The sequence below is a fragment of the Acidaminococcus sp. genome, from assembly GCF_050873445.1.
In the GTDB taxonomy this organism is placed as follows: Bacteria; Bacillota; Negativicutes; order Acidaminococcales; family Acidaminococcaceae; genus Acidaminococcus.
On sequence record NZ_JBNMIU010000015.1, the window covers coordinates 15,495 to 40,232 of the forward strand.

At 53.4% G+C, this 24,738-nt stretch carries 20 protein-coding genes; 11 read left to right on the forward strand and 9 right to left on the reverse strand.

What is annotated here, in order from left to right; all coding sequences use genetic code 11:
- Positions 1-56: 56 nt before the first annotated feature.
- Positions 57-1,334, reverse strand: coding sequence for a nickel-dependent lactate racemase (gene larA, locus ACR0QW_RS04125; RefSeq protein ID WP_432642448.1), 1,278 nt, complete (start codon positions 1,332-1,334; stop codon positions 57-59).
- A gap of 155 nt (positions 1,335-1,489) precedes the next feature.
- On the opposite strand from larA, the gene ACR0QW_RS04130 reads away from it, so the two are divergent.
- The 3 genes from ACR0QW_RS04130 to ACR0QW_RS04140 all read left to right on the forward strand — a co-directional run bounded on the left by ACR0QW_RS04130 (position 1,490) and on the right by ACR0QW_RS04140 (position 6,943).
- On the forward strand, positions 1,490-1,642 hold the full coding sequence (locus tag ACR0QW_RS04130; RefSeq protein WP_432642449.1) for a hypothetical protein: 153 nt from the start codon (positions 1,490-1,492) through the stop codon (positions 1,640-1,642).
- Between the two features lie 337 nt (positions 1,643-1,979).
- Complete coding sequence (gene thrS / locus ACR0QW_RS04135; RefSeq protein WP_432642450.1) at positions 1,980-3,890, forward strand: threonine--tRNA ligase; 1,911 nt, start codon at positions 1,980-1,982, stop codon at positions 3,888-3,890.
- A 245-nt stretch (positions 3,891-4,135) separates the two neighbouring features.
- A complete protein-coding gene (locus tag ACR0QW_RS04140) occupies positions 4,136-6,943 on the forward strand; it encodes an autotransporter outer membrane beta-barrel domain-containing protein (RefSeq protein WP_432642451.1) in 2,808 nt (935 codons plus the stop codon).
- 91 nt (positions 6,944-7,034) lie between these two features.
- Here ACR0QW_RS04140 and ACR0QW_RS04145 read toward each other — a convergent pair whose 3' ends face one another.
- From ACR0QW_RS04145 to panC, 4 genes are all read right to left on the reverse strand, one after another.
- Complete coding sequence (locus ACR0QW_RS04145; RefSeq protein ID WP_432642452.1) at positions 7,035-8,456, reverse strand: SGNH/GDSL hydrolase family protein; 1,422 nt, start codon at positions 8,454-8,456, stop codon at positions 7,035-7,037.
- Between the two features lie 104 nt (positions 8,457-8,560).
- Positions 8,561-9,520, reverse strand: coding sequence for a bile acid:sodium symporter family protein (locus ACR0QW_RS04150; RefSeq protein ID WP_432642453.1), 960 nt, complete (start codon positions 9,518-9,520; stop codon positions 8,561-8,563).
- A gap of 17 nt (positions 9,521-9,537) precedes the next feature.
- Entirely contained in the window at positions 9,538-9,921 is a 384-nt protein-coding gene (gene panD, locus ACR0QW_RS04155) for an aspartate 1-decarboxylase (protein WP_432642454.1), read from the reverse strand.
- Between the two features lies 1 nt (position 9,922).
- Complete coding sequence (panC, locus tag ACR0QW_RS04160) at positions 9,923-10,777, reverse strand: pantoate--beta-alanine ligase (protein ID WP_432642455.1); 855 nt, start codon at positions 10,775-10,777, stop codon at positions 9,923-9,925.
- Between the two features lie 555 nt (positions 10,778-11,332).
- Between panC and ACR0QW_RS04165 the strand changes: the two genes are divergently transcribed.
- The 7 genes from ACR0QW_RS04165 to ACR0QW_RS04195 all read left to right on the forward strand — a co-directional run bounded on the left by ACR0QW_RS04165 (position 11,333) and on the right by ACR0QW_RS04195 (position 18,186).
- A complete protein-coding gene (locus ACR0QW_RS04165) occupies positions 11,333-12,058 on the forward strand; it encodes an amino acid ABC transporter ATP-binding protein (RefSeq protein ID WP_432642467.1) in 726 nt (241 codons plus the stop codon).
- A gap of 61 nt (positions 12,059-12,119) precedes the next feature.
- On the forward strand, positions 12,120-12,998 hold the full coding sequence (locus ACR0QW_RS04170) for a transporter substrate-binding domain-containing protein (protein ID WP_432642456.1): 879 nt from the start codon (positions 12,120-12,122) through the stop codon (positions 12,996-12,998).
- 86 nt (positions 12,999-13,084) lie between these two features.
- Positions 13,085-13,780, forward strand: coding sequence for an amino acid ABC transporter permease (locus tag ACR0QW_RS04175; protein ID WP_432642457.1), 696 nt, complete (start codon positions 13,085-13,087; stop codon positions 13,778-13,780).
- Positions 13,781-13,794: 14 nt separating this feature from the next.
- On the forward strand, positions 13,795-14,586 hold the full coding sequence (locus tag ACR0QW_RS04180; RefSeq protein ID WP_432642458.1) for an amino acid ABC transporter permease: 792 nt from the start codon (positions 13,795-13,797) through the stop codon (positions 14,584-14,586).
- A gap of 336 nt (positions 14,587-14,922) precedes the next feature.
- The gene (locus ACR0QW_RS04185) at positions 14,923-16,389 is read left to right on the forward strand and encodes a C69 family dipeptidase (protein ID WP_432642459.1); all 1,467 of its coding nucleotides are present in this window, start codon (positions 14,923-14,925) and stop codon (positions 16,387-16,389) included.
- A gap of 58 nt (positions 16,390-16,447) precedes the next feature.
- On the forward strand, positions 16,448-16,837 hold the full coding sequence (locus ACR0QW_RS04190) for an ArsR/SmtB family transcription factor (RefSeq protein WP_432642460.1): 390 nt from the start codon (positions 16,448-16,450) through the stop codon (positions 16,835-16,837).
- Positions 16,834-18,186, forward strand: a complete 1,353-nt coding sequence (locus ACR0QW_RS04195) for an MATE family efflux transporter (protein WP_432642461.1) — start codon at positions 16,834-16,836, stop codon at positions 18,184-18,186. Before ACR0QW_RS04190 ends, ACR0QW_RS04195 begins: the two co-directional genes overlap by 4 nt.
- Before the next feature lie 136 nt (positions 18,187-18,322).
- On the opposite strand, the gene ACR0QW_RS04200 is transcribed toward ACR0QW_RS04195, so the two are convergent.
- On the reverse strand, positions 18,323-20,176 hold the full coding sequence (locus tag ACR0QW_RS04200; protein ID WP_432642462.1) for a GGDEF domain-containing protein: 1,854 nt from the start codon (positions 20,174-20,176) through the stop codon (positions 18,323-18,325).
- A 197-nt stretch (positions 20,177-20,373) separates the two neighbouring features.
- A complete protein-coding gene (locus tag ACR0QW_RS04205; protein ID WP_432642463.1) occupies positions 20,374-21,816 on the reverse strand; it encodes an amino acid permease in 1,443 nt (480 codons plus the stop codon).
- Between the two features lie 129 nt (positions 21,817-21,945).
- On the opposite strand from ACR0QW_RS04205, the gene ACR0QW_RS04210 reads away from it, so the two are divergent.
- On the forward strand, positions 21,946-23,229 hold the full coding sequence (locus tag ACR0QW_RS04210; RefSeq protein ID WP_432642464.1) for a M18 family aminopeptidase: 1,284 nt from the start codon (positions 21,946-21,948) through the stop codon (positions 23,227-23,229).
- 94 nt (positions 23,230-23,323) lie between these two features.
- Here the strand turns inward: ACR0QW_RS04210 and ACR0QW_RS04215 are convergent, their stop codons facing one another.
- The gene (locus ACR0QW_RS04215) at positions 23,324-24,289 is read right to left on the reverse strand and encodes a lactate/malate family dehydrogenase (RefSeq protein WP_432642465.1); all 966 of its coding nucleotides are present in this window, start codon (positions 24,287-24,289) and stop codon (positions 23,324-23,326) included.
- A gap of 115 nt (positions 24,290-24,404) precedes the next feature.
- Positions 24,405-24,738, reverse strand: a 334-nt coding sequence (locus ACR0QW_RS04220; protein WP_432642466.1) for an ECF transporter S component, incomplete at its 5' end; no start/stop codon positions are given.

Genomic DNA, 24,738 nt, shown 5'->3' on the forward strand with positions numbered 1-24,738 from the left:
GTAAAAAGGCTGTGAAGGAATGAAAAATCATTTCTTCACAGCCTTTTTTTGTTGCGTTATTCTCTTACCACCACGCTGATCCCATTGGGAATGCAGGTCAGCGAAGCTTTTTCGCCTTTCAGCTTCCGGGCCAGGGCGTAGGCGGTCTGCAGATCCGGAGCATAGGTCATTTTCAATCCTTCGATCAGCGCCTTCTGTTCCGGCTCGGCCACGAAGATCACCTGGTGCTTCCGGACGATCCGGGCCAGGATCTGGGATTCCCACTGGTCGGAGAGGGTCTTCTCCTGGGGCGTGGCCAGGCATTTCTGGTAGGCCGCTTCGATGGTGGGGGCATCGGCAATGGTGTGGTAGAAGGATTCCCCGCCGGAACCATCACTGCAGCTGGCCAGCATGATGATCACGCCGCCGTCCTTCACCGTGGCTTCTGCCGCCGTCATACCCTTGACAGCCTGGTAGGCGTTCTGGTCCAGGGGATAGCCTCCGTTGGTGGAAATCACAATATCCGCCCAGGCCGGTTTCACGCACACATAATCGGCGATGAAATCACACCCTGCCCGGTGGGCCGTGAGGAAATTCCCGGCAAAGGCTGCCACGGTCTTTTTGTTTTCATCGATGACCACGTTGCAGATAAAGGCCAGACGAGCCATTTTGGCTGCTGCCACCATATCCCTGTGGAGCGGGTTGCCGTCCAGGATCCCGGAGCGGGAATGGGGGTCATCGATGAACTTGGAGCAGTGGTTGCCCATGACCGTCACCGCATCCGCCACCCCCGGCAGGATGGATTTGCGTCCGCCGGAAAAACCGGCAAAGAAGTGGGGTTCGATGAAGCCTTCTGCCACCAGAAGGGACGTATGTACCGCTGCCTTGTCAACGATGCAGTCCGGGCCGGAGGGCAGCACCCCGATTTTCATATTGGTGTCCGGGTTATGGGCGTCGTGGATGATGATCTTATCCTTGAATTCCTGGTAGAGCGCATCTCCCAGTTTTTCTTTCAGCTCGCTGACGCTGGTGGGGCGATGGAATCCGGTGGCCACCAGCAGTTTGATGTCGATGGCTGGATTGCCCTTCCGCAGGGCTTCGATCATCACCGGCAGGATGTCCTGGCTGGGTACCGGCCGGGTGTGGTCGGAAATGATGATGACGCAGTCCGGCTTGCCCTTGGCCAGTTCACTGAGCCGGGGGGAGTCGATAGGGTTTTCCATGGCCTTGCGGACAATGTCGATGCCCCTGCCGCTGCTCTTCAGTTCGCTGATGCGGCTGGTGAGCACCGGTGTTTCGTCCGGTACCGCCAGATCCATGGTGGTCCGGGAATAGAAAAATTTGACGGTCTTCATACGGTATCCCTTCCTTTATTAGTAAATACAATTTTTTGGAAACTTTCTTATTATTCTACCATAGGGAGAGGAGGCTGACAAACGGGGATAACCTTGTTTATCTCTTCCGTTCGTTGTATAATATCCCCAAAACCGCACGAAAGGAGCGTTTGCTCATGGACGATATGGAACAACTGGCCTGGGACATGGCTGTGGACTGGAAGGAAAAAGGCTATAAAGACCGGGAATCCTATGCTGCTGATTTATATCAGATCATTGAAGAAGAACAGCAGCGCTACGAGCACATGGAAGCCCAGGAAGAATATTAAGAAAACTTCCGGAGCCCTTGACAGATTTCCCTGCAGTGCTATAATGAAAACAATTTCAAATACCAATGGTGATGACAAGGACAACCTGTCAGGGTCACGATACAGAGAAACCCGGTAGCTGAGAAGGGCGTAGGAACGAATGGCAGTCAACCACCTTAGAGCCATCTGCTGAATAAAGTAGGCAAGATCGTAGCCCCTGCGTTAAAGGGAACCGAGAGGATCCGGCACTGCCGGGTCAATAAGGGTGGAACCGCGAGCTTATGGCCCGTCCCTGTGAGGGACGGGCCTTTTTGTATGCCGTCCTGATCTTGCTGGAAGTTTAAGGAGGAAATAGGAAATGAGCAACATCAAAGTAAGCCTGCCTGACGGCAGCGTGAAAGAGTTCGAAGCGGGCATCAGCCTGCACGACATCGCCAGGAGCCTGAACCAGAAACTGGGCAAGAAAGCCCTGCTGGCCAAAGTGGACGGCGAAAATAAAGATCTGGTGGATACCCTGGATCACGATGCCAAGGTGGAATTCGTCACCCCGGACACCGATGAAGGGCTGCATGCCATCCGCCATACGGCTTCCCATGTAATGGCCCAGGCCATCCAGCACCTGTTCCCGGGCACCAAATTCGCCATCGGCCCTGCCATTGAAAAGGGCTTCTATTATGATCTGGACAGCGAACACGTCTTCACGCCGGAAGATCTGCGGGCCATTGAAAAAGAAATGTCCAAGATCATCAAGGCCAACTATCCGCTGGTCCGGAAGGAACTGTCCCGTGCTGATGCCCTGGCTGAATTCAAGGCTGCTGCCCAGCCCTATAAAGTGGAACTGATCGAAGACCTGCCGGAAGATGCTGTGATCAGCACCTATACCCAGGGCGACTTCACCGACCTGTGCGCCGGCCCGCACTGCCCTTCCACCGGCCGTGTCAAAGCCTTCAAGCTGATGAGCATTGCCGGTGCCTACTGGCGCGGCGATGAACACAACAAGATGCTGCAGCGCATCTACGGTACGGCATTTGCCAGCAAGGAAGACCTGGAAGCCTACCTGCACATGATGGAAGAAGCTGAAAAGCGTGACCACCGGAAACTGGGCAAGCAGCTGGGCCTGTTCATGCTGAGCGATTACGGCCCCGGCTTCCCGTTCTTCCTGCCCAACGGCATGATCATCCGGAATACCCTGATCGATTACTGGAGAGAAGTCCATCGCAAGTACGGCTACCAGGAAGTCATGACCCCGATGATCATGAACCGGCAGCTGTGGGAAACCTCCGGTCACTGGGATCACTACAAAGAAAACATGTACTTCACCAAGATCGACGGTGACGATTATGCCATCAAACCCATGAACTGCCCCGGCGGTATGCTGGTTTACGCCAACGAACCCCACTCCTACAAGGAACTGCCTCTGCGGATCGGCGAACTGGGCCTGGTACATCGTCATGAACTGTCCGGCGCTCTGCACGGCCTGTTCCGTGTACGCTGCTTCACCCAGGACGATGCCCACATCTTCATGATGCCCAATCAGATCGAAGATGTCATCCAGGAGACCATCCGTCTGTTCGATGAAGTGTACGCAACCTTCGGTCTGACCTATCATGCTGAACTGTCCACCCGTCCGGACAACTCCATGGGTGACGATGCTACGTGGGAAATGACCACCAACGCCCTGCGCAAAGCCATGGACGACTTTGGTCTGAAATACAGCATCAACGAAGGCGACGGCGCTTTCTACGGCCCGAAGATTGACTTCCATCTGAAGGATTCCATCGGCCGGACCTGGCAGTGCGGCACCATCCAGCTGGATATGCTGCTGCCGGAGAAATTCAACCTGACCTACACCGGTGAAGATGGCCAGAAACATCGTCCCGTCATGATCCATCGTGTGGTGTACGGATCCATCGAACGGTTCATCGGCATCCTGATTGAAAACTATGCCGGTGCTTTCCCGGTCTGGCTGGCTCCTGAACAAGTCCGCGTCATGCCCATTACCGACAAGTACAACGACTACGCCAGGAAGATCGTGGATCAGCTGGAAGCTGTAAAGATCCGGGCACATCTGGATGACCGGAACGAAAAGATCGGCTACAAGATCCGTGAAGCCCAGGTCAAGAAAGTTCCGTACATGCTGGTCATTGGCGAAAAAGAAGTGGAAAGCGGTACGGTTTCCGTCCGCAGCCGTGACAAAGGGGAACTGGGTGCAGTGCCCGTTGCCGACTTCATTGCCAAACTGCAGGATGAAATCAAAAACAAGAAATAAAAAAAAGAGTCAGCTGATGCTGGCCCATCCCGGGAGCTGTGGAATGATTCTCCACAGCTCCTGTATTTTTTTGCCGAAAGCAGCCGGCTTCTGCTGGTGGAAATGTAGTGTGAAAAAATATTTTTTACATTTTTCTTTGACAATTCACGCAATAATTCATATAATTATCATATAAATTATCGTTTCGGCCACAACAAATCCTGGCCTGGCTGTCCAGTCCAGGATCTCAATTGTATGGGAGGGATATGATGGAGCATACCAGGAAAGCACGTATCAGCAAGGCAATCATCCGGGCAGTGCTGCTGGGTCTGGGGTTGAGCAGTGTGTTTGCCGGGGGGGGACTGGCGTTTGCAGATGACGCATCCTTGAGCGGGAACACGAAAATCGTCGATCAGGACACATCCGGATCGGTTGTGGGCGTTCGGGTTCCTTATGGTTCACCTGCTACGGTTGAGAAGAATAAGCTGATTATCACTGGCAGGAAAGTAGGGGAAATCAGGGAAATCTATTACAAATCCAATGCTGATAGCCAGGCTGTCATTGCCGACAACAGGGCTACTATTACGGATACCACGGTGAATGGTAACTATTACGGAATCTACAAAGATTCTAGGGAAGGAAAATTGAAGCGCACTGGCAATCAGACCAGCTTTCAGGATTCTACTGTTGTCAAAGGTTGGGCCATAGGGAATTATATCAGTGAAAATCTCAAAGAACTTACTTCTCAGGATAACATAATTTCTCTGACTAATAAGAGCACAGTGGGCAGCTGGCTGGTGCAGGATTTTGCCTATGGGAATCAAGGAAAATTTACCAATAACCAGATTATCCTGGATGATTCCAAAGTGCTGGGACCTATTAGAGGTGAAAAATTTATAGGTCTTAAGAATGATGACAATGATGCAACAATTGCGGCCAAGGGGAACAGTATTACTCTTAAGAATAATAGTTACGCCGGGACCGCTGTGGCCGTGGATGTTGGCGGTACTAAAACCTCATCTGACGCATCTGAGAACACTCTTGATATTACCGGAGGCAGTGCCCTGCTGTTCGGGACCCCTGTAATGGGCAGCGTTACAGCCAGCGGCAATACCGTGACGCTGCAGGACAGCCAGGCCGGAATCCTGCTGGGGGCTCTTGCAGAGGGAGATGCCAGTGTGAATACGGTGACGTTGAGCGGCAATTCTGTGGTGAACTATCAAAAGACGTCGGAAACCTTGAAGAACCAGGGCATTGATGCCCAAGACGATGTACCTTTCTCTGGGAGTGATTCCATGGTCATTGGAGCCATGTCCTTTAGCGGAAAAGGCAGCAACAATGTCATCAATGTGACCGGGAATGTGGATCTGACTGATGCCAGACTCTATGGTGCCGTTGATGGAAATTGGAATAGGGTAGCAAAAGGCTCCGGCAACACCCTGCGCATCGGCTATGACGGTTCCAAAGCGGCGGCCTGGGATGGGGCCAAGGAGAATCAGGTAGCGTTCGTTGGGGCTTTTGATAAGATCGAACTGTGGCAGGGCAGCTGGGGAGAAAAGCCCATGCTGCATATTACCGATGATTTGGATGATCATTCGGGTCTGGCGGATACTACCGTGGATGTGAGCCATCTGTCCTTTACGGATGATCATCCGGCCAGACCCAACAGCGAGACCGTGCTGATACAGAACGACAAGACCCAGTACAAAGCCGGGGAGAATGTGAATTTGGAAGAAAGCGGCCGCACCTTCGGATATACCCTGGGGAATCCTGCCAATGCATCTCTGCAGGGGTCCTTTGTGGGCAAAGCCGGGACAAGCGGCGGCAAAATCGTCTTTTCCACCGGAGATGTGCAGGTGGGGAGAGTGGATTTCGGCCAGGTGACCTGGGGCACCACACCCCTTTCCCTGGAGAAGAATGTAACCTATGATTTCAAGGATTCCACCATCCATACGGGATCCATTTCCTTTGCGGGACTGGATGGCCTCAGGGATGGGAAAAATTCCATGACCCTGCTGGATACTACCCGGGGACAGGCTGTCAATCTGACGGAAGGGAATCTGAGCGGGAAGAAACTGCCCTATACGGTGGGCACTACTTTGGAAGGCCAGGGCCAGGCCTATGTGGAAGACAGCAATGTGCAGTGCGTCATCGATCTCCGCGACAAGACCGTCCATACCCAGCCCCAGACCCATATGACGGTCATCGGGCAGGATGCCGGTCTGGCGGCTGTCATGGGAGGCAGCGACCTGGTGATCGGGGACATGATGAATCTGAAAAACAGGGAAAACGGTTCCTTCACCTTTGCTTCCGTCCTGGCCGGGGAAAACCGGTACGAAACAGGCAGTTCCCTGCGCACCAACGGCTGGAATGGCCATGCCGGGTTCGGCTGGAAGAAGGATTTCGGCCGCAAAGGCGTAGGGGAAACAGGCCTGTTCTATGATTACGGGGACGGGAACTACCGGACCTACGACAATGGCCTGTACGGCCATGGGGACCTGCGGTACCGGGGTGCCGGGCTGTTCGGACGTTTCACCACGCCCAGCGATGTGTTCGTGGAAGGGTCGTTCCGTACCGGCCGGGTGGACAACAAGGCCCGCCACGTGCTGGTAGACGGGGCCGGCAACGGGTACGATTACGATACGGACGGCCGCTACACGGCCTTCCACGTGGGCGCCGGACGGACCGTGCCGATTAACAGCCGGGACAGCCTGGAATGGTATGGCCGGTACTTCTACACCCATGTGAACGGGGATGATTTCGAGACCGGCGGCCAGTATCATCTGGACAGTGTGGACAGCAGCTTGGTGCGGCTGGGTGCCCGGTGGCAGCGGAAGAGCGGGCAGAACGCCTGGTACGCCGGGGCGGCCTACGAATATGAATTCGACGGAGAAGCCACCGGTACCGCCGATGGCCGGTCCATCCGCAGTGCCAGCATCCAGGGCAGCAGTGCAAGACTGGAAACGGGCATGGTGTGGAATAAGGATAACTGGACCATCCAGACCGGCGTGCACGGATACATGGGCAAGCACCGGGGCATCGGAGGAAGCGTGGATCTGCAGATTCATCTGTAAAAAATCAGAAAAAGAAAATATCGGGCAGAAAAAAGGAGCTGTGAAAGAAATTTCGCAGCTCCTGTATTTTTATCAGAATCGTTCCTGCCGGTCACTCTTCCTCGCTGTTATCCTGCTCTTCATTGGCATTGTTCGCCGCACTGGCGGCGTCCTGGATCTTCTGCATGATTCCCTTCCATTGTTCACTGATGGCGGCGGCCATGAGCCGTTTGCCTCTGAAGTTCAGATGCAGGCCATCCAGGGCGTATTTCGTAGGCAGGTCTTCACTTTCGTCGAATTGGGTGCCCAGGTCGATGTACCAGGGCAGGCTGCGGATCCACTGGTTGACTTTGGCCAGTTCGTCCTTCCATCCTTCTGCCGTGGGTTCATCGAAGGCCTTCTTGATATTGGCCGGGTTTACCGGGGGCAGGGTCATGAAAATGGGGATGATGCCGTTGTCCTCACATTTCTGCCGGATGCCCGTAAGGTCGCTGATGATGCTTTCCCCGCTCACCCAGCCCCGCAGGCTGTTGCTGCCGGTCATGATGATCAGGTAGGTGGGATGGAAGGGCACCACGTCCCTGTCGAACCGGGCCAGGGTGGATTCGCTGGTGTCGCCGCTTTCGGCCAGATTCACGCTGTCAAAAGGCAGGTAGTGCTGGTAGCTGTAGGCAAAGTCGCTGGGGGAATAGGACAGGTCGCCGCCGCCGTGGGAGATACTGTCGCCCAGAGTACCTACCTGCCAGTTGTCGTCCGGGCTGCAGCGCATGGGCTGGGGCGGGCAGAACTGGCCTACCGGACTGCCGTTTTCGTCCACGCCCCGCACCCGCCAGTACATGGTGTAGGGGGCGGTGTGGGATTCGTCATCGTACCAGTCGAAACCGGTGGATCTGCCCCGTTCCAGCAGCTGGTCATCGCTGGCTTCCTTCAGCGGGGAGACACTTTTGGTATTCAGCACCTCCACTTCGTAGTTGCGCACTCCGTGGAGGGGCACCCAGTTGTACACCGGGTACAGCAGTGTGGTACCGTTGCCGCTGTTGAAGCGGCTGATGGGGTCCGGATACAGGGCCTGCTTTTTCGCGGCGTCCACGTACACGTCTTCCACGGCGGATGGGGCGGAAATGGGCTGTTCGTCCAGGTTGAAGGCCTGGATCTGCACCTTTACATTCCCCTGGGTATCCTGGGGCAGGCCCAGGCTGTATCCGGCCACATAGGTCCGTTCAGCAGGCAGGGCGGTGCCGCTGGGCAGGGTTACTTTCACATTGTAGTACACGGTGCCCAGGATGGGCTTCCACCGCAGGGTGGAAGTGCAGGCAGCCGGGTTGGAACGGGTGTAATGGGTAACGAATTGGGGAACGGGCTGCTGGAGCGGGGGAACTTTGGCTGGGGCCGGAACGGGAGCCTTTTGGGGGGCAGCGGATACAGGCCGGGGAAGGGGCAGAGAAGACGGAGCCGCCAGGACGCCGGGTGCTGTCCAAAGCCCGGCCAGGGTCAGTACCAGCAGGGTGCGGAGAGAAAACGTAAAATGGATCATAAGGATTACCTTCTTTTTTTAGGATGGTTCTATTGTAACACAGAGAGACCGGGAAGAAATGGAAAGCCATTCCTTCCCGGTCTGATTGTATCACTCCGGTTTGATTACTTTGCTTTTTCCAGTGTATTTACTGGGGCCTGCTGTTCTTCTTCCTTCCCGATGCAATAGGAAGCATACAGGGAGCCGGAAACGTTATGCCATACGGAGAAAATGGCACCGGCGATTCCGCCTGCTGCCGTAAAGTACATCAGGGCCAGGGTGGAGGCCAGACCGGAATTCTGCATGCCGACCTCGATGGTCATGGCCCGGCACTGGGCCGGTGTCAGTCCAAGCTTCCGGGCACACAGGCCGCCCAGGAACATACCAAGCAGGTTGTGGCAGATTACAGCAGCCAGGATCATCAGGCCGTTGTCCACAATGGCCCGCCCGGACAGGGAGACCACACAGCCCACGGTAAGGATGATGACCAGCGCAGACAGCAGAGGCATGATTCCGATAACCCGGGATACCTGACGGGGGAAGAAAGTGTTCATCACCACTCCCAGCAGAAGGGGCAACAGTACCATCTTCATAATGGAGATCATCATGGAGAAAAAGCTGATGTTCACCCAGGTGCCGGCAATCAGCCACACCAGGAAGGGGGTCACCAAAGGAGCCAGCAGAGTGCTCACCATGGTCATGGAAACGGACAGGGCCACATCGCCCCGGGCCAGATAGGTAATCACATTGCTGGCGGTGCCGCCCGGGCAGCATCCAACCAGCACAATGCCAATGGCAATGGCAGGCGGAAGCCGGAACAGCTGGATCAGTACAAAGGCCAGCGCCGGCATGATGGCAAACTGGAGCAGAGCTCCCAGGGCCACGTTCTTAGGCTGCCGGAATACATTCCGGAAATCTTCCGGTTTGAGGCTCATCCCCATACCGAACATGATAATGCCCAGCAAGGTGGGAATCTGGGGCGCCAGCGGCTTCATCCAGGAAGGTTCCAGGATGCCCAGAAATCCAATGAGCACGACGCCGATGGACATATACCGGGTACAAAAATGAACAAGTTTTTGAATCATCATTCTGCCCCCGCGTATCAGCCGATTTCCCGTTCCTGTTCCTGCCCCCGGATTTTGGCAGGATGGTTGTTTTCATCCACCATAACCACCTTGGGTACCAGGGAACGGGCTTCTTTTTCATCCATCAGAGCATAGGCCATAATGATGACAACATCGCCTACCTGGGTCATTCGGGCAGCGGCGCCGTTGAGGCACACCACACCGGATCCCCGCTTGCCGGGAATGGTGTAGGTTTCCAGACGGGCACCATTGTTGTTGTTGGTGATCTGAACCCGTTCACCGGGCAGGATCCCTGCTGCATCCAGCAGGTCCAGATCAATGGTGATGCTGCCCATATAGTCCAGATTGGCTTCTGTGACCGTAGCCCGATGGATTTTTCCGTGAAGCATGGAATACAGCATTTTATTCCACCTCCAGGACCACATTGTCGATGAGCCGGGTGGAACCGAATTTTACGGCTACAGCCAGCAGGACCCGCTGGCTGATGGGAGCCTTTACTTCTGTAAGCCCGGGCAGGCCGTACAGTTCCACATAATCGATCTGGCTCAGGGGTTCTGTCCGGATTTCTGCAGTAACCTGATCCACCAGTTTTTGAGGATCCCGTTCACCGGCGGCAAAGGACTCTTTTGCGTGGGCCAGGCTGCGGGAAAGGATAACAGCAGCTGACCGCTCTTTGGGAGACAGATAGACATTGCGGGAACTCTTGGCCAGGCCGTCGGATTCTCGTACAATGGGCATGATCCGCAGCTGGATGGGGATGAACAGATCTTCTACCATCCGGCGGAGGACTTCCGTCTGCTGGGCATCTTTCAGCCCGAAATAAGCCCGGTCAGCTTGGGAAAGATGGAAAAGCTTGGTGCAAACCGTTGCTACCCCACGAAAATGGATGGGACGGGTGCGACCGCAAAGGACTTTGGTCAGATTGCCCGTAACTTCCACCCAGGTCATGTCCTTATGAGGATACATTTCCGAGGGAGCGGGAGCGAAGAGAACGTCTGCACCGGCAGCTTCCGCTACTTTCTCATCAGCGGCCAGTCTCCGGGGATAGGCATCAAAATCTTCGCTGGGCCCGAATTGGGTGGGGTTTACAAAGTCGCTGACAATAACCAGGTCATTTTCCTGGGCAGCAGCTTTGATCAGAGAGGCATGGCCTTCGTGAAGGGCACCCATGGTGGGCACCAGGCCGATGGTTTTGCCTGCTTTTTTGGCAGTACGGACAAACTTCTGCAAGTCGATAACGGTACGAAACAGTTGCATAACAGATTGACAACACCTTTCGGTGAAAGTGCTGGGAGTTCCAGTACCCATAAGAGAGAGGGGCACTTTCTGTCCCAGTCTTTCCAAGTAGTATATAGGAAGAAAAAACAGGGACTCCACTCTCTCCGAAAGGGAAGAGCTTGCGCGCTGGAGTCCGGGAGTCAGTTCCTATGAGGTTCGATGAAACCCTAAATTTATCTCCTGCCAGAAGCTTCATCATTCGAGTTTCTATTATACATGACTGAAAGAGCATGTCAAGACAATAGAAAAGAAGTTAACGAAAAAAATATAAATTCCGAACAATATATACTATAAAGAATGAATTATAAGACATGATTAGAACGTGCTGACCGTTTGTATACAATATAATTCTATGAATACAGTTCAATTTGTTACAGGCAGACAGCCGTTCACACAATGAAATGTGAACTAAATGTGAACTGGTTTACTCGGACTGTACTTTGAGTATAATCATAATTGTTCGAAGTAATACGAACTGTATTAATTAAAAACGAAATAATGATTGTAAATCAAATGAAAGCAGGGATGGCTATGATGATCAAACTGGAACACGTCAACAAATACTTTGGAACCAATCATGTATTGAAAGACGTCAACCTGGAAGTGAAAGAAGGAGAGAAACTGGTAATCATCGGGCCATCTGGTTCAGGGAAATCCACCACCGTACGGTGCATGAACTTCCTGGAGGAACCTACCGAAGGGCATGTGTATATCAATGGGACCGAATTGACTCGAAAGAACCGGACCCAGATCATCCGGGACAACATGTCCATGGTGTTCCAGCAGTTCAATCTGTACCCGCACATGACGGTGCTGCAGAACCTGACGCTGGCGCCCATGAAGCTCCGCCACAAGAGTAAGGAGGATGCCGAAAAAACAGCGTACCATTATCTGGAGGTCGTAGGGCTGCGGCATAAGGCCAATGTGTATCCCACCACCTTATCCGGCGGGCAGCAGCAGCGGATTGCCATTGCCAGAGCCCTGTGCGATGAAAGCAAGATCATCCTTTTCGATGAACCGACTTCCGCACTGGACCCGGAAACCATCCAGGAAGTGCTGGATGTGATGATCAAACTGGCCAAAGAGGGAAACATCACCATGGTGGTGGTAACCCACGAAATGGGTTTTGCCCGGCAGGTGGCCGACCGGATCATCTTCATGGAAGATGGTCAGATCATTGATGAAGGCACTCCGGATCATTTCTTCGTCAACCCCACCAACGAACGGGTGAAGAAGTTCTTAAGTAAGATTATCCGCTGAAAACCAGCCAGCGATAATCATATAGCAGGGAAGCAAAGCAGCATATGAGGGAGGAATTATCATGAAAAAATGGAGCAAATTGAGCAAGATCCTGACTTTGGGCGTAACGGTCCTGATGGCCGCTTCTATCTTCGCAGGCTGCGGAGATGAAAAGAAGAGCGCCGACAGTGGTAAATCCTCCAACGTGGCGGAAGATGTAGCCGCCATCAAGAAACGTGGGGTATTGCGGGTAGGCGTCAAGAACGTCACCAAAGGTTTCGGATATCAGGATCCGGCCACCGGTAAATTCTCCGGTCTGGATGTGGAGCTGGGTGAAGCCCTGGCCAAGAAACTGGGTGTGGATGTGGAATACACGCCAGTTACGGCAGCCACCCGTACAGCACTTCTGGACAGCGGTGATATCGATATGGTTGCCGCAACCTTCACCATCACTCCGGAACGGAAAAAATCCTGGGATTTCACCACTCCGTACTATACGGACCATGTAGGGGTGCTGGTTGAAAAGGCCAGCAACATCAAGAGCCTGGCCGACCTGAAAGGCAAGGTCGTGGGTGTATCCTCCGGTTCCACCTCTTCCAAAGCCCTGGTCAAGGCCATGATCGATGCGAAGATCATCGATGGGGAAGGGTTCGATCCCAAGACCTTCGATGCAGCTACCTGGACCAAAGGCATCAGCTTCAAGCAATATGCTGATTATCCGGCCATTTCCACCGCACTGACTTCCGGTGAAGTTGCAGCGTTCTGCGTAGATAAATCCATCCTGGCCATCTACTGCACTGACGACCGTACATTCATCAAAGAACAATTTGCTCCTCAGGAATACGGACTGGCCACCAAGAAGGGGTCCGGCCTGAGCAAGATTGCTGAAGAAGCTGTGCAGGGCTGGCTGAAAGATGGCACCATCAAGAAGCTGGAAGCCAAATACGGGCTTGATAAATAAGAAATAGGTCAGAAGGAAGCGGCAATCCTCCATCCGGCAGTTCGAAGATGAAGCGATTGCCCTTCCCTTTCATAGGAGGCAATATTATGGGCGGGTTATTTTCAGAAAAGGCGTGGGCCATTGTCCTGGCTCACAAGGCAAATTTTATCCAGGGCTTTTCCGTGACACTGGAAAGTGCTTTCGGGGGCATCCTGATCGCCGTGGTCCTGGGCATCCTGCTGGGGCTTATGGGAGTCAGCTCTAAGAAGCTGCCCCATGCCGTCAACCGGATCTACGTAGAAGCCATCCAGAATACGCCGCTCATCCTGCAGCTGTGTCTTCTGTATTACGCATGTTCCTTCTCCGGTCATAAGATCGGTATCCTGGCAGCCGGTATCATCGCACTGGGTATCTACCATGGCGCTTACATGGCTGAAGTGATCCGGGCCGGCATCGAAGCGGTGCCCAGCGGGCAGTTTGAAGCAGCCGATGCCCAGGGGTTCGATTATACCCAGAAAATGGCGTACATCATCCTGCCCCAGACCATCAAGATCATCCTGCCGCCGACTGTGAACCAGATCGGCAACCTGATCAAGAACACGGCCGTGCTGTACATCATCGGCGGGGCGGATCTGATTTCTTCCACTTACAACTTCGTAACCGGGGCCACTACCGGCGGCGCCTATGCACCGGCCTACATCGTCTGCGGCGTCCTGTTCTTTGTGATCTGCTTCCCGCTGTCCACTCTGGCCGGCAAATGGGAAGCCAGACTGAAGGCCCAGGATGAAATGATGAATGCCTGAGGAGGGAACGACTTATGAATACACTCGCTGGCAGTTTTGCCTTACTGAAAAATCCTGATATCATGTCCTTCATGCTGAAGGGCGTCCTGTTCACCGTGCTCCTGGCCGTAGTTTCCATTACCGCCAGCCTGGGGATGGCCTCGGTGCTGGCCCTGGTGCGGAACTACTGCACCAGACCGGCAGAACGGATCTTCCGGTGGATCGCCACCGCATACGTGGAACTGTTCCGGAACACCCCGCTGCTGTTCTGGATCTTCATCGGCACCGTATTCTTCCCGGCTCCGCACCTGGGTCGGCTGTTCGGCCTCAGCAGCGTGGAAACCAAGCTGCTGTTCAAGTGCACCATTGCTCTGACCATTTTTGAGAGCGCCATCATCGCTGAAATCATCCGCGGCGGGCTGAATGCCATCAGCAAAGGCCAGTTCGAAGCCGGTTATGCCCAGGGATTCAACATGGTCCAGGTAATGTGGTACATCATCCTGCCCCAGGCCTTCCGGAAAATCATCCCGACCCTGATGAGCCAGGTAATCACCATCATTAAGGATACCTCCTTTATGGCCAACGTGGCCACCATCGAACTGATGGCCCGTGTGAACAAGGTGCTGGGCGGCGCTGCCATGTACAACGGCACCGGTACCATCAACGTATCCGATGTATTCGTTCTGTTCGGGTTCGCAGCCCTGGTGTACTTCGTGATCAACTATACCCTGAGCTGTCTGGTACGCCGGGTGCAGGCAAACCTGCAGCGGGAAGCCGAACCGGTAGTCGTGCCGGAAGTAGCAGCCAGCGTGGAAATGGCGAAGTAAGAGCAAAGAGGGCGGAACAGGCTGGCATGGTACCCGTCCGGGTTCATTGCATTCCCCCGGTGGGATTGGTATAATATAAACATCCAATTATGCGGCAGGGAGGGACCTGCAGGAGGGCCAACCATTATGAAACAGCATAAATTCTGGGCCTGGGCAACGGTTTTTGCCTTTGCTATGACCATGATCACCGGAATGAAACGGAAGTAAGAAAAGAAAATTTGCCGGCGTCAGCTGGCTTCCATCGGCTGGTGGCCAGATAGCTGGTCACTGGCGACGGGGTGTGGAAAAGTATTTTTTCACACCCCCTTTTGTGCTGATAGAAAGGAGATACATACTATGCCCTGTACAACACTGCTCGTCGGTAAAAACGCATCTTATGACGGTTCTACATTGATGGCCCGGAACGAGGATTCTCCTTCCGGACAGTTTACACCTAAAAAATTCATCGTGGTACGTCCCGAGGACCAGCCCCGGCACTACAGAAGCGTCATTTCCAAAGTGGAAATCGATCTGCCCGATACGCCGCTGCGCTATACGGCCATGCCCAACGCCCAGGCGGATGAAGGCATCTGGGGAGAATGCGGCATCAATGCGGCCAACGTGGCCATGACGGAAACGGAAACCATCACCACCAACCATCGTGTACTGGGAGCCGATCCGCTGGTGCCCGGAGGTATCGGCGAAGAAGACCTGCTGACCATCGTCCTTCCGTATATCCATTCTGCCCGGGAAGGGGTGCTTCGGCTGGGGGCGCTCCTGAAAAAATACGGCACCTACGAAATGAACGGCATCGGCTTCCAGGACGTGGATGAAATCTGGTGGCTGGAAAGCATCGGCGGCCATCACTGGATCGCCAAAAAGGTGCCCGATGACGAGGCCGTGGTCATGCCCAATCAGCAGGGCATCGATTTCTTCGATCTGGTGGATGCTTTCGGGGCTCAAAAAGAACATCTGTGCTCTGCAGACCTATTGGACTTCATCCATGACAATCACCTGGACCTGACTCCGGACGATGATCGGGAAGGTGGACTGGAAGAAGACCGGTCCTTTGACTGCCGCAGTGCTTTTGGCAGCCACGATGATGCGGATCATACGTACAATACGCCCCGGGCCTGGTACATGCTGCGCTGCCTGGCGCCCTTTACCTTCCACTGGGATACGCCCGATGCACCTTTCCAGCCGGAAGACGATGATCTGCCCTGGTCCCTGTCGCCTGACCGCAAGGTAACTGTGGAGGATGTGAAGTATATATTAAGCAGCCACTACCAGGGTACACCCTATGATCCCTATGGACACAAAGGGGATCTCAGCCTGCGGGGCAAGTACCGTCCCATCGGCATCAACCGGACCAATTTCCTGGGGCTGACCCAGATTCGTCCGTATGTGCCCGAGGAACGCAGAGCCCTCATGTGGGTGGCGGAAGGCTGCAACGTGTTCAACGTGCTGGCGCCTTTCTACACCAATGTGGACAGCACACCGGCTTATCTGGCAGAAACCGGAAAGCTGCCCGATACCAGCCAGTTCTACTGGGCCAACCGGCTGATCGGGGCCCTGGCGGACGCCCATTATGCCCAGACAGCCAATCTTATTGAACGGTACCAGAACAGTGTGGGGGGTAAGGCCCATGCCCTCATCAAAACCGGAGATGCCGGCAGCGTGACGGGCAGTGTGACCGCCTATCTGGAGGAACGGAATAAAGTCCTGGCTGATATGCTGCAGGAAGAGACCGGGAAGGTACTGGGCCAGGTGCTGTACGAAGCCAGCAACGGCATGAAGAACGGCTTTGCCCGGTCGGATGCGTAAAAACTATGGTATAATAAGGGGTAAAGTAGAATGAAAACACCTTTCTGGAGGGATACCCATGTCTGTGGAACCTGTCTTACCCCATAATCACGGAGAAAATATCAACCTTGTCCTGCAGGATTTGCCGGAGAACGCCGACTTTTCGGCGGTTTCCACCCTTTTCAGCAGCCTGGCTGACGCCAACCGGATCAAACTGTTCTGGTTCCTGTGCCATATGGAAGAATGTGTGATCAACCTGTCCGCCCTGATGCAGATGAGCAGCCCGGCGCTGAGCCATCATCTGAAGATCCTGCGGGAAAAGGGGCTGATCACCAGCCGCCGGGCCGGCAAGGAAATGTACTATAAAGCGGCTAACACCGAAGAAGTGCGGCTGCTCCACCATATGATCGAGCTTCTGATCGACATTACCTGTCCGGAAAAAGACCGGGGAGAGAAAACTGAACCATGACGAGTCTATCTGCAAAAAAGAAAGGCAGACTCTGGCACCAGATCGGTGCCTTCTGCCTTCCTTATTTATGTTCCTGTTTCCTGCAGACCTTATATGGCATGGCCGACCTGTTCATCATCGGCCAGTTCGAAGGAGCCGGCAGCATTACCGCCGTTTCCATCGGCAGCCAGGTGATGCACATGCTTACGGTGATGATCGTGGGCCTTGCCATGGGGACCACGGTGCACATCGGGCGCAGCATCGGTGCGGGCCGTCGGGACCTGGCAGCGAAATTTACCGGCAATACCATTACCCTGTTCCTGGGCGGTTCCCTGGTGCTGGCAGCTGCGGCGCTGGGGCTGGTGGGCCATGTGGTGGACTGGATGTCCACGCCGGTAGAAGCCGTGACCGGGACCCGGGATTATCTGACCATCTGTTATATGGGCATCCCGTTCATTACGGCCTATAACATCATCAGCTCTATTTTCCGGGGGATGGGGAACTCCCGTACGCCCATGTACTTCGTGGCCATCGCCTGCGTGGCCAATATTTTCCTTGATCTGCTGTTCATGGGGCCGCTCCATCTGGGCCCTGCCGGAGCGGCTCTGGGGACCGTCATGAGCCAGGCCATCAGCGTGGTCATTTCCCTGTGGATGGTCCGGCGGCATGACCTGGGCATCCCGCTGGAACGGGCGGATCTGAAGCCCCGGGGAGATATCCTCAAAAAACTCCTGCGGGTGGGGGTGCCCATTTCTGTCCAGGACGGATTCATCCAGGTGTCCTTCCTGGTGATTACCGTGATTGTCAATGCCCGGGGCGTGGTGGATGCGGCTGCCGTGGGCATCGTGGAAAAGTTCATCAGCTTCGTGTTCATGGTGCCCAGCGCCATGCTGGCTACCATTTCGGCCCTGGGCTCCATCCGCATTGGGGCCGGCAGGCCGGAGCAGGCCGTGGAGATCCTGTATGCCGGGCTGAAGATCGTGGTGACTTACGGGGTGGCGCTGGCAGTGCTGATCCAGTTCTGTGCCTATCACGTGGTGGGGGTCTTTACTTCGGAACCGGATGTGATTGCTGCCGGGGGACCTTATTTGAAGGGGTATATCTTCGATACCACCTTTGCCGGTATCCATTTCAGCTTCAGCGGGTATTTTACAGCCAACGGAAGGTCCGAGATCTCGTTTTTGCATAACCTGGTCTCCATCGTATGCGCCCGGATCCCTCTGGCCTACCTGACGTCCCAGATGTTCCCGGATACGCTGTTACCCATGGGCCTGGCAACGGCCAGTGGATCCCTGGTCAGCGTGGTGATCTGTGTGGTGGCGTACAGGGTATTGAAACCGAAGTTTTTGCATGCAGGGGCAGATCGGTGAATCGTGTGCGTATAACGTATGACAAATGTGGGTGTGAAGAAATGAGAAATTATTTCTTCACACCCACATTATTTTGAAACGAAAGCCCTCCGGGCGACCTGGAAACGGTCTTCCCTTCATGGCACAGACCTTACGTTCAGCGTTTTCTCCGATTGTTTTCTGCCTGGCTGTAATAGGCTTCCTTTTCTGCATACATTCGCTGGTCGCCGATCCGTTCAATATCTTCCATCGATGTCCAGCTTACATCCTGGCTGTACACATAGCCGCATGCAACGTGGAGAGTAGACACCAGCTGCCCTGTCCATCTGTTGATGGTTTCCTTGAAATCTCTCTGGACATTTTTCAAACGGTCCTTATCGATTATCAGAATGGCCGCAAATTCATCTCCGCCCATACGATAGACTTTGCCGTAGCTGCCAAAGCACTGTTTCATACAGGAAGCAGCTCCCTTTAGGAGTTCGTCACCACCTTCATGACCAATGGTATCATTGACCTGTTTCAGTCCGTTGACATCCATAGCGACATAGACGAAAGGCATATGCATGGCCAGCGTTGTCTGTACGTCTTCCAGATAGGCTCTCCGGTTGCGGCACTGGGTGAGTTCGTCCGTATGGGAGGCATAGAGCAGAGACTCTTCTTTCCGTTTTTCACTGTCAATATTACGGGTAATCAAAAGCAGTGTGCTGAGGTCTCCGGAGGAGTAGCGCCTGATGACTACAAACGATACACGGAACCAGAGGCCGTTAGCCGTCATATAATCCAGAGAAATCGATTTTTTGCTGTGGATCCGTTTTGCAACCGTAGACAGTTCTACAAATTGCCGCACCATAACTTTATCTTCGTCCGATGTCTGCTGATTCATAAAGCGATACAGCCAGCGTGCGGCGCCGGGCATGATGTTCCGTTTCTTAGAAAATTGGGTATAGGCGGAATAGTCTACATAGGTATCTTCCTTCAAATCGATCAGATGCATGCTCTGATAAACTTTTGACATGGACAGCAGGATACCGAACTGATTGTCTCGTTCCTGTCTCGCTTTCAACATTTTGACCAGCATATAGATAATGATCAGAGCTGCCAGTCCCAAGTAGCCGCCTACCAGTGTTAAGGCCATTGCGTTATTCTGATTTGTAGCCGCTGCAGACCAGGCTACCCCAATGGTATAAGGCCCGGAAAAACGGAAAGAGACTTTGTGGTTTTCTCCGTCAATATAGGCAGTTCCTTTGTGCAGCTCATTGGGATCATCTTTGCGGGCAATGCCGATATCATCCAGTTTCTTTCCAATTTTCTCTTTATCGGTAGCCCCATAGATTTCTCCCGTGTCCCGATTGGCCACAAAAATCTGCATGCCTTCATAGATCGGCATGCGGGCGACTACCTCAGAAACTTCATTTTGTTTCAGTTCGTCGAGCAGGCGAACAGGTGCAATGCCTACTTCTACCAAACGGGTCCCGGTTTCATCCCATGTCATGGCATACATCATTTTTTTTTCATCCGATGTATTTGGCATGAGGTCCTGGCAAAGGGTCAGCGACTTGTCTTCCAGCATGGGCTTGAAAAAGGTAAGCTGCTCCCCGGAGTCGAAACTATAGCCCCAGTATTTGGGAATGGTACCGCTGTAAAGGAACCCTTTTTGATTGAACAAATGAATTTCGTCCACTGATACCAGCGATGCAATCTTGTTGAGTTCCTTTACGTCATATTCTGCTTCAGGCTTCGCGTCAATGATATAGGCAACCGTTTTGGCTCGGATGACATAATCTTCCTGCAGAGAATCAACCAGAGCTTTTTCGTTCTGCTCGTTGTTTTCGATGATGTTTACAATCCGATCCAGCAGCAGCAGAGAAGTCGTATCAAAATTTTGATTGTTGATGATATTGAGGATAACCAGCTGGATGCCCAGCGCCATTGCGATGATGCAGGAAGCTACCCAAATGATCGGATAGATTTTGTTATTTTTAATCCATGTATCTTTTATTTCGTCCTTCATAAGCGGGTACTCCGTTCGTGCAAAGAAAAAATATCACTTTGTATATATAATAAACCAAAATTCATTAAATGAACAGAGCTGAGTCTATACGATTTGGCAGATTTTGCAAAAAGGATTTTAGTCAGGTACATTGTTTGTTGACCAGTGTCTAAAAAAAGCCGGCAGCATAAACTGCCAGCTTTTTCCTTCCCTGTTTCTTACTCTCTTTCTTTTTTCGCCAGCTCGGGCAGGATGAATCCGATGCCGATCAGTACCAGCGGGGTGATGATGTTCATTCCGAACTGGAAGTACCAGGTGTCGGTACCGGCTTGCACACCTCTGGGGAACATGCCCATGATGCAGGCAAAGGCGGTGAAGGCAAAGCACCAGAAGCCGGCGAACATGCCCAGGCCCTTGCTTTTTACAAAATGGTACTCGGAGATATATTTTTCAGCATGTTTCTTCAGCATCATGTAGGCGAAGAATACCCACAGGTAACGAAGGGGCATGCACACTGCGTTCAGACGGATCAGCCAGTTGTACAGGCTGGTCATATCGCCGATGCCCAGGGCGGGTACGATCAGCAGGATGGAAACCAGCACAGCGGTCATTTTGTAACCGGTCACCGGTACCCCTTTGGCATTCATCCTGGTGAATGCTTTGGGAACGAATTCGGGGTCCACGTCGGCCAGCAGGATCTTGATGGGGGCATCGATGGAAATGGCCAGGGTCGCGGCCTGTCCCAGAGCGGTGCAGATGGCGTAGATGACCACGAAGGTGCTTCCGATGCCGTAGTATTCACCCAGCTTTGCAAAGCTGTAGTAGGCACCGTTCATCATCAGGTCCTTGGGGATGTTGGTGGGGTCGAACATCAGGCCCATGGCAAAAGTACCCAGCAGGGCGGTCACAGCAACCATGGTAGCCATGAAAATCATGGATTTCGGATATTCTGAAGCAGGATGCTTCAGGTTGTTTACATAGGGACTCAGCCGTTCGCAGCCGCCTACGGCGAAGACCAGGATGCCCAGGGTGGTCATGTAATCGAAGTCAAAGGTGGGCATCAGGGTATCCCAGTTCAGGCTGTAGGTGAAGGTCCTGGCGGTAGTCAGATGGGGTGCAGCCAGGGCCAGCAGGATGTACAGGATACTCATGACGAACATGAAGGAACCGGCCAGGGCACCGATCCGTTTCAGGGCACCCACACCCTTGGAGGCATACCACAGGAAGAAGAAGAAAATCACAAGAGCGATGATCTGCAGCATCAGAGGTGAGATCATTTTGGTCAGGGTGCCGTTCTGCAGAGCAGCCCAGCCAAAAGCAATGACGATGTTCTGAGGCTTCTGGGCCAGATAGGGCATGTGTACGATCCAGTAGGTCCAGCCGGCGAAGTAAGCCAGTTTGGCACCACTGGTGGAACGGATCCAGGAAGAGACGCCGCCTTTACTGTCTTTGAAGGTGGATCCCATTTCCCCGACCATCAGTACATAGGGGATGAAATAGAGAGCGAACATCAGGACCCAGGACGCGACGGCCTTGAGACCCTGGTTGGCATAGCCGTTGACAATGTTCCCGAACCCCCATACAGAGGTGAAGGTCATCAGGCCCAACGCTTGCCAGGTCAGTACTTTGTTGCTTCCGGTAGATGGACTTTTGTTGGTCATATAAAAAGCCTCCTTTATTTAGATTGTAAATATTATAACATAGCCAGGAACTGCCTGACCAGTGAATTGGATAAACTTTTTGAACTATTTTGTATCTTATGGTACAATTAAAATCATGGAGGTGTCATTATGAATCAAACTACAAAAGATTTGCTGAACCTGATCCAAAACAGTACGTCCCCGTATCATACGGTAGCGGCCAGCAAGCAGCTGCTGCTCTCCAATGGCTTTACTGAACTCTCCCTGGGCTCTGACTGGACCCTGGCACCGGAGAGCAAGTATTTCGTAACGGTATTCGACTCTTCTCTGTTCGCCTTCCGCACGGGCAAGGCCGGAAGCCGCGGCTTGAAGATTGCCGCCGCCCACACGGACTTCCCCTGCTTCAGGCTGAAACCTGCCGCTGAAGTGGATACCCAGGGCTATGGCACCCTGAACGTAGAAGGGTATGGCGGCATGATCGTGTCTACCTGGATGGACCGGCCTCTGTCCCTGGCTGGTAAGGTCGTGACCCGCACAGAAGATCCTTTTGCTCCGGAAACCCACCTGGTGGATTTCAAACGGCCGCTCCTCACCATAGCAAGCCTAGCCATCCACATGAACCGGGAAGTGAACGATGGATATAAATGGAACAAGCAGAAGGATGTACTGCCTCTGGCTGCCATGCTGGGGCAGGACAGCAAGGACAGGACCTTTTTCCAGAAATTCCTGGCCGCCGAACTGGGGGTGAAGGTGGAGGATATCCTTTCCTTTGAATTGTCCACCTATCCGGTGGAACCGGGCTGCACTTTCGGTCTGAAGGATGAATTCATTTCCTGCGGACGGCTGGATAACCTGACTTCTGTCATGGGCTGCCTGAAAGGCATCATGGACGGAAAAGGCACGGAAGGGCTGAAGGTAGCCTGCCTGTTCGATAATGAGGAAGTGGGCAGCAATACGAAACAGGGCGCTGACAGCCTGGTACTGAACAACCTGCTGCACCGGATCTACAGCAAGCTGGGGCTTGGCGAAGAAGCTCTGTACGAAGACATGGCCGGGGGTTTCATGCTCAGCGTGGACGTAGCCCATGCCCTGCATCCCAATTATGTGGACAAATGCGATATCACCAATAAGCCCCTGCTGGGGAATGGCGTAGTGCTGAAACAGGCCTGCAGCCAGTCCTATGCAGGCGATGCGGAAGCGGTAGCCGTTGTCAAAGGGCTGTGCGAAGCCAATCACATTCCCTATCAGGTATTCGTGAACCGCAGCGATATCAAGGGTGGTTCTACTCTGGGTTCCATGGCATCGGCTCTGACACCCATCCGGACCATGGATATCGGCGTAGCACTGCTGTCCATGCACAGTGCCCGGGAAACCATGGGCGCTGCTGACCAGGATGCGTTGCAGGATCTGATTACAGTTTTCTTTGGAAGATAAGGAGTAAAAGACTCGAAACTTCAAGTCTTGCACAAAAGAAAAGGGCCTGTCTCTGTGTGATGAGACAGGTCCTTTTTGATACTGCGGAAACTTCTCAGGCTTCTTCCTTATTTTCTAAAATCAACGTCCGGGCTTTTTCCATATTGACTTTCAGTGCTTTTACGACTTCACTGAACCTGGCCCTTTCTTCTTCATTGAGCGGCAGTTCGATGACTTTTTCCACACCGTCTTTGCCGATGACTGCCGGGACTCCTACAAATAAATCATGCTGGCCATATTCCCCATCCAGTTCTACAGAGCAGGGGAGAATGCGTTTTTCATCATGTAAAATGGTGCGTACCAAAGCGGCGGCGGCACCGGCGATGCCGTATTCAGTGCACCATTTGCCGGAAACTGTGATCCAGCCGCCTTTTACCGCCCGTTCATGGATGATATCCCGCTGGAATTTTACGCCCCGGGCGGTTTCGAACTGATCTGCATCCATGCCTCCGAAGTTCAGCATGGACCAGGGGATGAACTGGTGATCTCCGTGCTGGCCGATCATATAGGCGTTGAAGCTGCGGCTGTCCAGTCCGGTGACATCGCTGAGGGCGTGCTGCAGGCGGGCAGAATCCAGCAGGGTGCCGGTGCCCAGCACCTGACTGCGGGGCAGGCCGGAAAGACTGGCAATCTCGCAGGTGATCAGGTCGCAGGGATTGGTGATGTTCACGAAGATGCCGTTAAAGCCGGCGTCCATGATGCGGGGAATGATCTTCGCCACCTGGAGCACGCTGTTCTTCAGTTCGTCATCCCGGTTGAAATTCCGGCACAGTTCGATATCGCCTACCGCGTTCACGATGATATCGCAATCCCGCAGTTCGGGAAGATCCGCGATTTTATACAGCACACGGTTGGGCATAAAGGACACGGCATCATTCAGATCGTTGCATTCACTGATGAGTTTCTTTTCTTTGATATCACAAAGCAGGATTTCATCGGCGACGCCCATCATACCCAGTGTATATGCAACATGGGCTCCCACATGGCCGACTCCGACAATTCCCACAACGCGTTTTTCCATAACTTTGTGCCTCCTGGTAGTAATAGTAGTCAATTCCAATAGATCATCAATTATTTTATCATGGTTCAAGGGTTACTGACAGCCCATTTTACAGGACCGAAAAGGATTTGCTTCATCATTTTTCTGCAATCCGCTGCAACGCCAGACTTGCCTTCTTATATACCATATACGTCAAAAATGATACGATAGCATACTTGATCAAATTGAACGGCAGGATGGTCAATAACAGGAAATCAGTCAGGGAATGAACGAAAGGATTGGTGGCAGCAGCCATTTTCAAAATGACCGCCAGAGGGATCTTGTACAGCCGCACATACATGGGAATGGCCAGGTACTGGTTGGCCAGGACGGCAAACACACTGGCCACCAGACTGCTGGCCACCAGGGCTGTCAGGGCCCCACGTTTTGTCCGGTGCAGGTGGTAGAAAATGGTGGCCGGCAATACATAC

Coding starts and splice junctions, on each gene's coding strand:
- ACR0QW_RS04195 (WP_432642461.1), top strand. CDS start 16,834: ATGACGAGTCTATCTGCAAAAAAGAAAGGCAGACTCTGGCACCAGATC.
- thrS (WP_432642450.1), top strand. CDS start 1,980: ATGAGCAACATCAAAGTAAGCCTGCCTGACGGCAGCGTGAAAGAGTTC.
- ACR0QW_RS04190 (WP_432642460.1), top strand. CDS start 16,448: ATGTCTGTGGAACCTGTCTTACCCCATAATCACGGAGAAAATATCAAC.
- ACR0QW_RS04170 (WP_432642456.1), top strand. CDS start 12,120: ATGAAAAAATGGAGCAAATTGAGCAAGATCCTGACTTTGGGCGTAACG.
- ACR0QW_RS04185 (WP_432642459.1), top strand. CDS start 14,923: ATGCCCTGTACAACACTGCTCGTCGGTAAAAACGCATCTTATGACGGT.
- panD (WP_432642454.1), bottom strand. CDS start 9,921: ATGCTGTATTCCATGCTTCACGGAAAAATCCATCGGGCTACGGTCACA.
- ACR0QW_RS04180 (WP_432642458.1), top strand. CDS start 13,795: ATGAATACACTCGCTGGCAGTTTTGCCTTACTGAAAAATCCTGATATC.
- ACR0QW_RS04210 (WP_432642464.1), top strand. CDS start 21,946: ATGAATCAAACTACAAAAGATTTGCTGAACCTGATCCAAAACAGTACG.
- ACR0QW_RS04215 (WP_432642465.1), bottom strand. CDS start 24,289: ATGGAAAAACGCGTTGTGGGAATTGTCGGAGTCGGCCATGTGGGAGCC.
- ACR0QW_RS04145 (WP_432642452.1), bottom strand. CDS start 8,456: ATGATCCATTTTACGTTTTCTCTCCGCACCCTGCTGGTACTGACCCTG.
- ACR0QW_RS04165 (WP_432642467.1), top strand. CDS start 11,333: ATGATCAAACTGGAACACGTCAACAAATACTTTGGAACCAATCATGTA.
- ACR0QW_RS04205 (WP_432642463.1), bottom strand. CDS start 21,816: ATGACCAACAAAAGTCCATCTACCGGAAGCAACAAAGTACTGACCTGG.
- larA (WP_432642448.1), bottom strand. CDS start 1,334: ATGAAGACCGTCAAATTTTTCTATTCCCGGACCACCATGGATCTGGCG.
- panC (WP_432642455.1), bottom strand. CDS start 10,777: ATGCAACTGTTTCGTACCGTTATCGACTTGCAGAAGTTTGTCCGTACT.
- ACR0QW_RS04175 (WP_432642457.1), top strand. CDS start 13,085: ATGGGCGGGTTATTTTCAGAAAAGGCGTGGGCCATTGTCCTGGCTCAC.
- ACR0QW_RS04200 (WP_432642462.1), bottom strand. CDS start 20,176: ATGAAGGACGAAATAAAAGATACATGGATTAAAAATAACAAAATCTAT.
- ACR0QW_RS04140 (WP_432642451.1), top strand. CDS start 4,136: ATGATGGAGCATACCAGGAAAGCACGTATCAGCAAGGCAATCATCCGG.
- ACR0QW_RS04150 (WP_432642453.1), bottom strand. CDS start 9,520: ATGATTCAAAAACTTGTTCATTTTTGTACCCGGTATATGTCCATCGGC.
- ACR0QW_RS04130 (WP_432642449.1), top strand. CDS start 1,490: ATGGACGATATGGAACAACTGGCCTGGGACATGGCTGTGGACTGGAAG.